This is a genomic window from Microbacterium sp., assembly GCF_031178525.1.
Lineage (GTDB): Bacteria > Actinomycetota > Actinomycetes > Actinomycetales > Microbacteriaceae > Microbacterium.
The window spans coordinates 1-9,858 of record NZ_JAPSJA010000087.1; the positions used below are offsets into that span (position 1 = coordinate 1).

The window sequence follows — 9,858 nt, forward strand, 5'->3', positions numbered from 1 at the left end:
CGACGGTGCCGTCGAAGCGGTTGCGCACGCTGCCGGCGACGCCGAGGCGCCGCGCCTCGGCGGCCGCGGCCATGCGGAAGCCGACGCCCTGCACGCTGCCGTGCACGACGAACCGGCGGCGCAGGTGGCCGCCGGTCGCCGGGGGAGTCGTGTCGGTCAGCGCTGCGCCTCGCCGCCGGGGTGCGCCTCGCGCGCCTGGCCGTCGCCGGCCGGCGTGTCGGGGCGCTCCGCCTCGCCGTCCTGCGTCTCCTGCGCGGCCGGGTCCTGGCCCTCGGCCTCACCCTTGTCCCATTGCGCGGGCAGCGCCTCGTTCGGCGTGCCGTCGCCGTGCACGGGCGCGCCCGTCTTCGGGTCGTGGGCGGCCGACTCGTGGCCCTCGCCTGGCGCGAACTCGTTGTGCCGCGAGGCGAAGGAGCCCGCCGAGCCGCTGTCGGCAGGCGGCTGCTGGTGGTCCACCGGGTCGCCCTGACGGCGGTCGTAGTCCGGGTTCGTCGTGTCGGCCATGCTCATCGCCCCTCTCGCCTCGCCCACGGCAGGCGCCGTGCGGCGGTGTGTGGCGGCGACGCTACGCGAGCAACCTGGGCGGGAGCCCCGCGACGGCGGCCGCGCGGGCCGCCGGTAGGCTCGTCTGTCGTGGCACTCACCATCGGCATCGTCGGACTCCCCAACGTGGGCAAGTCCACGCTCTTCAACGCGCTCACCAAGAACACCGTGCTCGCGGCGAACTACCCGTTCGCCACGATCGAGCCGAACATCGGGGTGGTCGAGCTGCCGGACGAGCGCCTCACGCGCCTCGCCGAGATCTTCGGCTCCGCGCGCATCCTGCCCGCGACCGTCTCGTTCGTCGACATCGCCGGCATCGTCAAGGGCGCGAGCGAGGGCGAGGGCCTCGGCAACCAGTTCCTCGCCAACATCCGCGAGGCCGACGCGATCGCACAGGTCGTGCGCGGCTTCGGCGACGGCGACGTCGTGCATGTCGACGGCAAGGTCGACCCCGCCTCCGACATGGAGACGATCAACACCGAGCTCATCCTCGCCGACCTGCAGACGCTCGAGAAGGCCGTGCCGCGCCTCGAGAAGGAGCTGCGCGGCAAGAAGGTCGACGCCTCCGTGCTGGCCGCCGCGACCGAGGCGCTCGAGATCCTCAACGCGGGGCGCACGCTGACGCAGGCGGGCTTCGACACCACGCCCGTGAAGGAGCTCGGCCTGCTGACGGCCAAGCCCGTGCTCTACGTCTTCAACGTCGACGAGGATGTGCTGGCGGACGAGAGCAGGAAGGCCGAGCTGGCAGCGCTGGTCGCCCCCGCCAAGGCCGTCTTCCTCGACGCGAAGGTCGAGTCGGAGCTCATCGACCTCGACGCCGACGAGGCGCTGGAGCTGCTGCAATCGCTCGGGCAGGAGGAGTCGGGCCTCGACCAGCTGGCGCGCATCGGCTTCGAGACGCTCGGCCTGCAGACCTACCTCACGGCGGGACCCAAGGAGTCCCGCGCCTGGACGATCCGCAAGGGCTGGACGGCGCCGCAGGCGGCGGGCGTCATCCACACCGACTTCGAGCGCGGCTTCATCAAGGCCGAGGTCGTCTCGTTCGCCGACCTCGACGCCGCGGGCTCGATGGCCGACGCGAAGGCGGCGGGCCGTGTGCGCATCGAGGGCAAGGACTACGTCATGGCTGACGGCGACGTGGTGGAGTTCCGCTTCAACGTGTGACCACGTGCCCCGCTGGGAAGTGCCGCGAACAGGCGCGCTACGCGAAAGGCAGGGACGCCGGTCTCCGGGGTGAGGCGATGTCGAGGATCTCCCGGTTGTGCGGGAGTTCGCCTCTGAACGTCATCGGTAGAGCTCGGGCGTGCTCGACGCGAGCGTCATCCATCGCCTGTACGTGCAGGTGTGGTTCGGTGCTGTTGCCGGAGTTCCCACACCGTGCGATGGCGTCCCCCAACTGAACGTGTTGTCCGAGACGGACGGCGATGCTGCCGCGTTCGAGATGGCAGAGCGCGATGATGACGGCGTTCTGCCGGATGAACACGTGGTTTCCCGCGAGGTCGCCCCAACCGCCGCCTGCGCGCCGACGCTGAGTGAGGGCGTAGCTGAGGGAGGGCATCCCGCGGTGGGCATGGTGATCTGGTAAGCCGTCGCGTGCAGCGACGACGACTCCATCCAGAGGGGCGAGGATCTGGCGTCGAAATCCGGGGAACCGTTCGGGCGGCTCTGGGCGGAGGAGCGAGCTTGCCCGGAACGGGGCAGTTCGTCCGTTGCCGACAACGGGCACGAAGTCGATCGCGCAGGACGAGGCGAATGCCTCGGTGCCGTGGCTCGGCATCCGGTTGGCGGGACTGTTCTGGACGAGCCATCGCCCCGTGAACGGGTATGCGAGGTCTACGGGAGGGGACACCGCGCCTCCTCTCCGCGTGATCCGGGGTGGTTCGCATCCGCCACGGTGATGAAGAGTACGTGGGGAACCCGGTTCAACCGCTGACGATCGCTTCACGCGCAACGACTCAGACTCGAGGGCCACTCGTAGCCGTCTTATTGACCGCGCGTGTCTCCGTGGGCATCAGGAGCCGGCTCGGTCAGCGCCCCCTGCGGGCGGCGGAACCGTGTAAGGGCGGCGAGCAGTGCAAAACCGCACCCGCTCCCCGCTGCTAGGAGCCCCGCGTACAGGTCAGGCGTCCAGATTCCGATCGTCCGCCAAGTCGCCCCGATCAGCACGGGTGCCAAGACGACCGCGGTGATGACGATGGCGGCGAGGCATGCCCATAGCCACCAGCGGCCGAGCCTCCCGGCGCCGAGCGCCACACCCGCAGCGATGCCGCTCAGGCCGAGCACGAGAAGTCCCGCGGGCAACCACGTGAGGAGCGGCTCGCCCGCGCTGACATGTCGAGATCCTCCCGCGGTGATCGCGGAGATATCGGCAGCGGCCGCAACCAGGCTGGGCGCACGAGCCTCCGAGTAGGCATTGGCGAGCACGATCACGGCGCGGTCCTCCTCGGGAACGAGCCACAAGTGCGCGAAGTAGCCGGGCGTCGCGCCCGTATGGTGCACGACGAGCGAATCCCCGTCCTGCTCGACTCGCCACCCGAACCCGTAGCCGCTGCTGACCCCGTTCCGCTCTTGCATGCTCCACGCCAAGGAGCGGAGCTCGTCGTCCACCAGGCCGCCATTGAGATGCGCCTCGGCGTAGGTCGCTAGCTCCTCTAGGGTCGACATCACATACCCGTACGGCGCACCGGAGTCATCGAGACGGACGTCGTAGGCGCGCGCCCAGCGCCCCGACCAGATGCGATGGCCGGGCGCCGGCCCCGCGGCGTCGGCTGCCGTCGCGGCGGTCGCTTCCATGCCCAGTGGTTCCAACACTTGGTCGGTCAACTCGGCTGCGTACGATCGGCCGCTCACTGCCTCGATGATGGCACCCAGCATCAGGTAGTTGGCGCTGCTGTACTCGTACACGCCGGCTGTCCCGGACTGCGCGAGGTCTCGTGCGGCTGCCTCAACAGCGTGATCGCCGGTGGTGTACCTCTCCGAGACGGCGAGGCCATCGGCCGCTGTGAGCCCGCTTGTGTGCGTGAGCAGCATGCGTACGGAGACGTCCTCGGCGCCCCACCAGTCCAGGTAGGTCGCTGCAGGCTCGTCCAGCGCTATGCGTCCTTCCGTCACGTGCTGAAGGATCAGAGTGCTGGTGAAAGTCTTGGCAACGCTGCCGATGAGAAACCCGGTGTCTATTGCGAGTTCGTTGCCGTCACCGTCGACCCCGCTCAGATGCACGGTCGTCTCACCGCCGTCGATGACAGCCACCGCTGCGCCTGGAACCGCGTTCGCGGACCGCCAGCGTTCTACGTAGTCCGCCACGCCGTCTGCGGTGGTTGAAGGTGCGTCGCCGCTGGTCGGGGCCCAGTACGCCCCGAGCGGTGCGAGCACCATCAGGAGGCCCAGCGCGCTGATAACCCTTCGGTGCCTCACGGGAGCAGACGTTACCATATGTGTATATTGGAATAGGAGGATGAGCGTCATATGAGCAGAACCGCTGATCACCCTGCCCGCCGTCGGCAGATCCAGGACGGAGTCCGCGCTGTTGCACTAGCCGGAGGACTCGGCGCGGTGACGGTCGCTCGAACAGCAGCCGCGGCCGGAGTGTCGGTGGGGCTCGTGCAGCACTACTACGCGTCGAAGGAGGAGCTCCTCTCGAACACCCAGCGGGACATGATGCACGATGTTGTGGCTCGGGTGGATGCGGCAATCGCTCGGGAGGAGCGGCGTCACGCGCGTATCGAGCACATGATGCGCGCAGGGCTCGAGGAGCTTCTTCCTCTCGATCAGCGTCGTCGCGAAGAGGTCTACCTACGGCGCGCGTTCGCCGGCATGGCGCTCGATCATCAGGCGCTGTCTGAGCACCAGGCTCGCAGTGATGACCTGCTGCGTCAGCGGATCGTCGACGGCGTGCTCAACGCCACGAGATGCGGTGAGACGCGCGCGGACGTGGATGCGCCATTCGAGGCGTATGCTCTCCTGGCGCTCACCGATGGGCTAGCTGCCCACCTCTTGTCGGCAACGGGCGCCTCTCAGCGGTGCTGGGCCCGCGCTTCGCTGGCGGCGCGATTGGCGGATCTGTTCCCGGGTCGCTGCTCGAGGGAATCTTCGACGAACTGAGCATCGGTACCCCTGTTTGTCTATGACGACATTCCGCCGCATGACGCCAGGGAGTGCAGGTTCGACGTGTGGATCCTGCTCGTCGGGCATGACCGAATGATGGATGAGCGAGCAGGTGGCGACATCTGCGATTGTCTGTTCGGCGAGCCGGGCCGCCTCGCCGAACAGCGAGGCGTATCGAGCGCCTGCTGTGGAAGGCGAGGTCAGCGTTAGCCCGTCGTCAGCGGAGGGATGTGAAGCGGGAACCATGGGCACGCACCTCGACCCGGAACCGCCTCATGGACGGTTGGACGGTTGGTCACAGACCGGAGAGGTGCGCAGCGGCGTCGCGCAGCATGCGGCGAGCTAGCCTCCGATGGACAGCCGACAACAGCTTCCATTCCAGGCCGGGCAACCGCTGCCGATAGAAGAGGGCTGTCGCCCCAGGGTCCCGCGCGCCTGGGAGAGTGCCACCCACAGGGGCTGAGGTCACCGTTTCTGCCAAGCGCGACTGTCTCCACGCAGTGACGTCGACCTCGAGGCGGCGGCCGCATCTGCGCTGCCGGGGCGCGATGGGGCTTCTTCGATCCGGCCCCGAGGGGCCGGCCGCTGACTCATGATGGGCTCCGTCTCAGATCGCCGTGGGCGCTCCACGCAGAATCGGGCCGGCGTGTCGTTGTCAGTCGGCTCTGAGCGGTGGCCATGCGACATCGCTGCAGGGCCCCATCGCAGGCCCGACTTCATCGAGAAGGCGGACGCGCCTTGCTCGTTGACGGCCGCCGCGTCCGGCCGCATTGAGCGCCTGAACTAGTCGATCCAACGACATGGGGCGGTGCTCGAGTTCACCGCGCAGCACCAGCCCGCTCGACATGCGTTCTTCGCGCACCTCGGCAACATGCAGTTCCCGAACTACTTCACGGCGATGCGCCAGCAAGGCCCCGCCTGAGAGGTCCCCGTAGGATGGCGGCATGGTGCGCGATGACCTGCCCGTGCGGGCGGAGGATGATCTGGCGCTCGAGCGCCAGGTCTGCTTCGCGCTATCGGTCGCGTCGCGCAGCGTTGTGGCCGCGTATCGCCCTGTGCTCGAGCCGCTCGGCCTCTCCCACCCGCAGTACCTCGTGATGCTGGCCCTGTGGAGCTCGCGCTCTCTCTCGTTGCGTCAGCTGAGCGAGCAGCTGCGCCTCGAGCCAGCGACCCTCTCCCCGCTCGTCAAGCGGCTCGAGGCCGCCGGACTCGTCGAGCGAGCCCGTCGGGCGGACGATGTGCGCATGCTCGACATCACCCTGACGGAGCGAGGCGCCCGGCTCCGCGAGCAGGCGCTCGCGGTGCCCGGCGAGATGATGGCGCGCCTTGGGCTAGATCGCGAGGAGCTCGAGCAGCTGCACGGGCTCATGACGCAACTGATCGCTACGGTCGATCGATCCGCAGGCTAGCGCCCCTAGGGTCCCGCTGCGGCGCAACCCAGAATCCTCAGGCGCTCCCGAACACCACGAATGCGACGACGCCTGCGGTCACCCCGAGGATCGTGACGCCCGCGGCGCAGTAGCCGACGATCTTCCAGGCGAGCTTGTCGCCCTCCGTGAAGCCCTGAGGGTCGCGAGCGTGGGGCCAGCCCTCGGTGCTCGCGGTCGGCTGCTGCATGATCGAACCCATCTCTCTCTGGTCGCAAAAACTGCTTCGTGCCCTAAGTATACCGCGCCGGAGCCCGCGGCGATGCGTGAGTCGACCTGGTTGCTCGCTTCCCTCCCGACGTGGCGACCTTGCCCTCCGGCGTTGCGATCCGGCGGTCAACGCTATACATTTGTCTTGTTACTACTCAATCGATAGTTAGGAAGTGCAGTGGCAAAGATCGTAATCTTCGGCGCCAGCGGCTACGCCGGCGGCCACATCGCCAAGGAGCTGGTCTCGCGCGGCTTCGACGTGACGGGTGTCGCTCGCCGCGCCGACGCCATTCCGGGTGAGGTCGAGAGCGCCGTGGGCTCGATCCACGACGAGCAGTTCGTGCGCGAGGTCGTCGACGGCGCCTCGAACGTCGTCGTCGCGCTGCCGGCGTCGCCGACGGAGGAGGGCGGGCCCGCTCTCGTCGACGCGCTCCCGCTCCTCGAAGAGGTCTCCCGCACGCGGCGCGCCCGCCTGGGCTTCGTCGGCGGTGCCGGCTCGCTCGCCGTCGCCCACGGTGGCCCGCGCGTCATGGATACCGCGGAGTTCCCCGAGGCGTTCAAGGCGGAGGCGCACGCGCACGCGGTCCTCCTGGAGGCTCTGCGAGCGTCGGAGGACGACGTCGACTGGTTCTCGCTCAGCCCGGCGGGAGGCTTCGGCTCCTGGAACGCTGGCGAGCGCACCGGCGAGTATCGCGTGGGTCGGGACATCTTGATCGCGGATGAGAGCGGCAAATCCAACATCTCCGGCGCCGACTTCGCCATCGCGTTCGCGAACGAGATCGAGCGCCGCGAGCACGCCCGCACGCGGTTCACCGTCGGGTACTGATGGTTGCAGGAGAGCGCCTCATGAACGACGACCTCGGATTCGACCCGTACGATCCGAACTGCCCGAGCAGGCAGCTAGTGGATCGCGTCGGCGACCGCTGGACGATCCTCGTCATCGGGGCGCTCTCCGCGGGCCCCGCCAGATACAAGGAGCTCGCGACGCGCGTCGCCGGCATCTCGCCGCGCATGCTGTCGCTGACGCTGAAGGCGCTCGAGCGAGACGGCCTCATCACGCGCGAGGCGTTTCCCGAGGTCCCTCCTCGCGTCGTCTACACACTGACCGACAGCGGCCGCACCCTCCGGCCGCTGCTGCTCGAGCTCGAGCACTGGGCCCGCGCGAACATGCGCGAAGTCCAGCGAGCCCGCGAACGATACGACCGACAGACCGACCAGGAAGCCTGAACGTGCACCTCATCACCTACTTCTTCGACGCCTACTGCGGCTGGTGCTACGCCGCCTCTCCTGCCCTGCGCGCGCTCGCCGAAGCAGACGACGTCAGCATCAACGTCGTGCATGGCGCGCTATTCGCGGGCGATCGCGCAGCGCCCATCAGCGAGTACGCCCACATCCCCGCCGCGAACGAGCGCATCGCCGCTCTGACGGGCGTCCAGTTCGGCCATCCCTACGAGGAGCTCCTCGCCTCCGGCACGCTCGTCCTCGACTCCGACGATGCGGCCCGCGGTCTCGCCGCGCTCCAGGAGGTGGCGGGGCCGGATCGAGACCTCGAGCTGGCCGCGGCCATGCAGTCGGCCTTCTACGTCGACGGACTCTCGCTCTCAGAAGTCGGCACCTATCAGGTGCTCGCCGAGCGGCTGGGCCTCGACGCGGGCTCGGTCGTCGGCGCGCTGAGCTCCGCCGCCGCGGCCGAGCGTGCTGCTCAGGCTCAGCGGTACGCGCGCCAGCTGGGCGTGGACCACTATCCGACGCTTGCCGTGGAGACCGAACGGGGGCTCGTGGCCTTCGGATCGCCCACGCTGGATGTCGCTGCCCTCCGTGCGGAGATGGAGCGAGCCCATGGTTGATACCCGAGACGCCGCGGAGGGTGCGCCGCAGCGCAGCAAGGCAGCCGTCGAAGCGCCGTCCGCTCCTCTGCTCATCGTGCAGGCGCGAGACGACGCCTTCCCCGCGTGCAGCACCGACGGTTGCTGAGCATTGAGGCCGGAGCACCGACGCTGCATCCCGCGCGGGACCATTCGACGCTTCGACCCGCATTCGAAGGATGCACGGCCGGCCACTGCGGCCGCGCTTGGCCGGCGCGTCCTGAGGTTGTTCTACTGCGAAGCGCGGTGGAGTTCAGGTTTAACGTCTAGCGTTATTGACGCGACGCGTTATATGCTCGTTTCGTGATCAGGACGTTCGGCAGCAAGGACACCGAGCGCATCTGGCATGAGCAGTACGTCAAGCGCGTCGACCGCGTGGTGCAGCGAGCTGCCCTGCGGAAGCTCGAGATGCTCCACGCGGCGAAGGACGTGGAGGACCTTCGGGTTCCCCCCGGAAATCGGCTGGAGCAGCTCGCCGGCGACCGTCGTGGACAGCACAGCATCCGGGTGAACGCGCAGTGGCGCATCTGCTTCGTCTGGAGAGATGGAGGAGCGGAAGATGTCGAACTCGTCGACTATCACTGAGACCCGTCGGATCGAGCCGATTCATCCAGGAGAGATCCTGATGGAAGACTTCATCGAGGGCTTCGGGATCACGCAGAACAAGCTTGCGGTGTCGGTGGGCGTGCCGCCACGGCGGATCAATGAGATCGTGCACGGCAAGCGGGGGATCACGGCCGACACAGCGATCCGTCTCGCGCGGTACTTCGGCACCTCCGAGGAGTTCTGGATGAACCTGCAGTCGAACTACGAACTGCGGCTCGAGCGGCGTGCTCTGCAGGAGACGATCGCCGCGATCACGCCGCTCAGAGCCGCGTGACCGAGCGATTCTCGACCAGCCGTGGCCCAAGGTCAGCACGGCGAGGTCGCATGTGGATCGCGCTTGGTGTCGTCGTGGCGCTGCTGGTCGGCTTCCCCGTATCGATATCCCTCGTGAACGACGGGGCGGCGCGCGGCATCGAGACACGACTGTTGCGCCTGCCGCTCCCTGACGGCACTGAGCGCATCGACTCGATGGCGCAGGCTGGCAAGCTCGTCGGCAATGGGAACGGCATGCAGTACATCGCCGCGCTCCTCATTCGTAGCGACCACGGAGCAGCCCGACTGCAGGGCTTCTACGACGCGCAGAAGGGCGTTGCTGATCTTTCGATCACCGTGACGCCGGCAGAAGACCTCGCAGCGTTGCGCAACGCGACCGGGTTCCTGTCCGATCCCGGCGAGAGCGGCACCTTCGTGGTGCAGGCGTGGGGAGAAGGCCCGGGAGGCATCTTCGAAGCGTTCGACATCCGAGGCCACTGATCCCCACTCGTCCGTGCAACCGGTAGCGGTCAGAGGCTGATCCATGCGGCGACGTGGTGAAGTTCCGCTTCAACGTGTGAGGCGCGGTGTCGAGACCGTCGTCCACGGCGACGAACGGCGCCTGATCGACCAGGCGGTCGAGCGGCTCGAGGGTTCAAGCGGACCCACGGCTGAGCGCGATCGCCGCTCCCAGTCGCCGCGCGGAAGACTGAGGGGATGGATGCTCCCGCACGCCCGCCGCACACACCCGACCTCGGGAGCGTCCGGGTCCGCGGCGCGCGCGAGCACAACCTGCGGAGCGTCGACCTCGACATCCCCCGCGACGCGCTCGTCGCGTTCACCGGCGTCTC

Annotated in this window: 14 protein-coding genes; 9 read left to right on the forward strand and 5 right to left on the reverse strand. The window is 68.3% G+C overall.

Features of this window, described 5'->3' with window-relative positions; translation table 11 throughout:
• On the reverse strand, positions 1-106 hold a 106-nt coding region (locus RIF89_RS07480), incomplete at its 3' end, for an acylphosphatase (RefSeq protein ID WP_309068512.1).
• Between the two features lie 50 nt (positions 107-156).
• On the reverse strand, positions 157-504 hold the full coding sequence (locus tag RIF89_RS07485) for a hypothetical protein (RefSeq protein WP_309068500.1): 348 nt from the start codon (positions 502-504) through the stop codon (positions 157-159).
• A gap of 129 nt (positions 505-633) precedes the next feature.
• Here RIF89_RS07485 and ychF point away from each other — a divergent pair, with 129 nt between their 5' ends.
• Positions 634-1,707, forward strand: coding sequence for a redox-regulated ATPase YchF (gene ychF, locus RIF89_RS07490; protein WP_309068501.1), 1,074 nt, complete (start codon positions 634-636; stop codon positions 1,705-1,707).
• A gap of 37 nt (positions 1,708-1,744) precedes the next feature.
• Here the strand turns inward: ychF and RIF89_RS07495 are convergent, their stop codons facing one another.
• Both RIF89_RS07495 and RIF89_RS07500 read right to left on the reverse strand, forming a co-directional pair.
• Positions 1,745-2,320 (reverse strand): M23 family metallopeptidase, encoded by a 576-nt coding sequence (locus tag RIF89_RS07495; protein WP_309068513.1) that lies wholly within the window; start codon positions 2,318-2,320, stop codon positions 1,745-1,747.
• A gap of 206 nt (positions 2,321-2,526) precedes the next feature.
• The gene (locus tag RIF89_RS07500; protein WP_309068502.1) at positions 2,527-4,008 is read right to left on the reverse strand and encodes a serine hydrolase domain-containing protein; all 1,482 of its coding nucleotides are present in this window, start codon (positions 4,006-4,008) and stop codon (positions 2,527-2,529) included.
• Between RIF89_RS07500 and RIF89_RS07505 the strand changes: the two genes are divergently transcribed.
• Together RIF89_RS07505 and RIF89_RS07510 are read left to right on the forward strand one after the other, a co-directional pair.
• Complete coding sequence (locus RIF89_RS07505; RefSeq protein WP_309068503.1) at positions 4,009-4,644, forward strand: TetR family transcriptional regulator C-terminal domain-containing protein; 636 nt, start codon at positions 4,009-4,011, stop codon at positions 4,642-4,644. It begins immediately after the preceding gene.
• Positions 4,645-5,591: 947 nt separating this feature from the next.
• The gene (locus RIF89_RS07510) at positions 5,592-6,056 is read left to right on the forward strand and encodes a MarR family transcriptional regulator (protein WP_309068504.1); all 465 of its coding nucleotides are present in this window, start codon (positions 5,592-5,594) and stop codon (positions 6,054-6,056) included.
• Positions 6,057-6,093: 37 nt separating this feature from the next.
• Here RIF89_RS07510 and RIF89_RS07515 read toward each other — a convergent pair whose 3' ends face one another.
• Positions 6,094-6,264: a hypothetical protein gene (locus tag RIF89_RS07515; protein ID WP_309068505.1), complete on the reverse strand. Its 171-nt coding sequence runs from the start codon at positions 6,262-6,264 to the stop codon at positions 6,094-6,096.
• 198 nt (positions 6,265-6,462) lie between these two features.
• On the opposite strand from RIF89_RS07515, the gene RIF89_RS07520 reads away from it, so the two are divergent.
• The 6 genes from RIF89_RS07520 to RIF89_RS07545 all read left to right on the forward strand — a co-directional run bounded on the left by RIF89_RS07520 (position 6,463) and on the right by RIF89_RS07545 (position 9,508).
• A complete protein-coding gene (locus tag RIF89_RS07520; protein WP_309068506.1) occupies positions 6,463-7,110 on the forward strand; it encodes an NAD(P)H-binding protein in 648 nt (215 codons plus the stop codon).
• Between the two features lie 20 nt (positions 7,111-7,130).
• The gene (locus RIF89_RS07525) at positions 7,131-7,511 is read left to right on the forward strand and encodes a helix-turn-helix domain-containing protein (protein WP_309068507.1); all 381 of its coding nucleotides are present in this window, start codon (positions 7,131-7,133) and stop codon (positions 7,509-7,511) included.
• 2 nt (positions 7,512-7,513) lie between these two features.
• Positions 7,514-8,131 carry a DsbA family protein gene (locus RIF89_RS07530; RefSeq protein ID WP_309068508.1) on the forward strand — a complete coding sequence of 206 codons (618 nt, stop codon included), beginning with the start codon at positions 7,514-7,516 and terminating at the stop codon, positions 8,129-8,131.
• A gap of 321 nt (positions 8,132-8,452) precedes the next feature.
• The gene (locus RIF89_RS07535) at positions 8,453-8,734 is read left to right on the forward strand and encodes a type II toxin-antitoxin system RelE/ParE family toxin (protein ID WP_309068509.1); all 282 of its coding nucleotides are present in this window, start codon (positions 8,453-8,455) and stop codon (positions 8,732-8,734) included.
• Positions 8,709-9,029, forward strand: coding sequence for a HigA family addiction module antitoxin (locus tag RIF89_RS07540; protein WP_309068510.1), 321 nt, complete (start codon positions 8,709-8,711; stop codon positions 9,027-9,029). The genes RIF89_RS07535 and RIF89_RS07540 overlap by 26 nt, the downstream gene beginning before the upstream one ends.
• A 50-nt stretch (positions 9,030-9,079) precedes the next feature.
• Positions 9,080-9,508, forward strand: a complete 429-nt coding sequence (locus RIF89_RS07545; protein ID WP_309068511.1) for a hypothetical protein — start codon at positions 9,080-9,082, stop codon at positions 9,506-9,508.
• Positions 9,509-9,858: the final 350 nt, after the last annotated feature.

Excerpts from the sequence above, each read along its gene's own strand:
- RIF89_RS07540 (WP_309068510.1), top strand. The coding sequence starts at position 8,709 with ATGTCGAACTCGTCGACTATCACTGAGACCCGTCGGATCGAGCCGATT.
- RIF89_RS07525 (WP_309068507.1), top strand. The coding sequence starts at position 7,131 with ATGAACGACGACCTCGGATTCGACCCGTACGATCCGAACTGCCCGAGC.
- RIF89_RS07510 (WP_309068504.1), top strand. The coding sequence starts at position 5,592 with ATGGTGCGCGATGACCTGCCCGTGCGGGCGGAGGATGATCTGGCGCTC.
- RIF89_RS07515 (WP_309068505.1), bottom strand. The coding sequence starts at position 6,264 with ATGCAGCAGCCGACCGCGAGCACCGAGGGCTGGCCCCACGCTCGCGAC.
- RIF89_RS07500 (WP_309068502.1), bottom strand. The coding sequence starts at position 4,008 with ATGACGCTCATCCTCCTATTCCAATATACACATATGGTAACGTCTGCT.
- RIF89_RS07545 (WP_309068511.1), top strand. The coding sequence starts at position 9,080 with ATGTGGATCGCGCTTGGTGTCGTCGTGGCGCTGCTGGTCGGCTTCCCC.
- RIF89_RS07495 (WP_309068513.1), bottom strand. The coding sequence starts at position 2,320 with ATGCCGAGCCACGGCACCGAGGCATTCGCCTCGTCCTGCGCGATCGAC.
- RIF89_RS07505 (WP_309068503.1), top strand. The coding sequence starts at position 4,009 with ATGAGCAGAACCGCTGATCACCCTGCCCGCCGTCGGCAGATCCAGGAC.
- RIF89_RS07485 (WP_309068500.1), bottom strand. The coding sequence starts at position 504 with ATGGCCGACACGACGAACCCGGACTACGACCGCCGTCAGGGCGACCCG.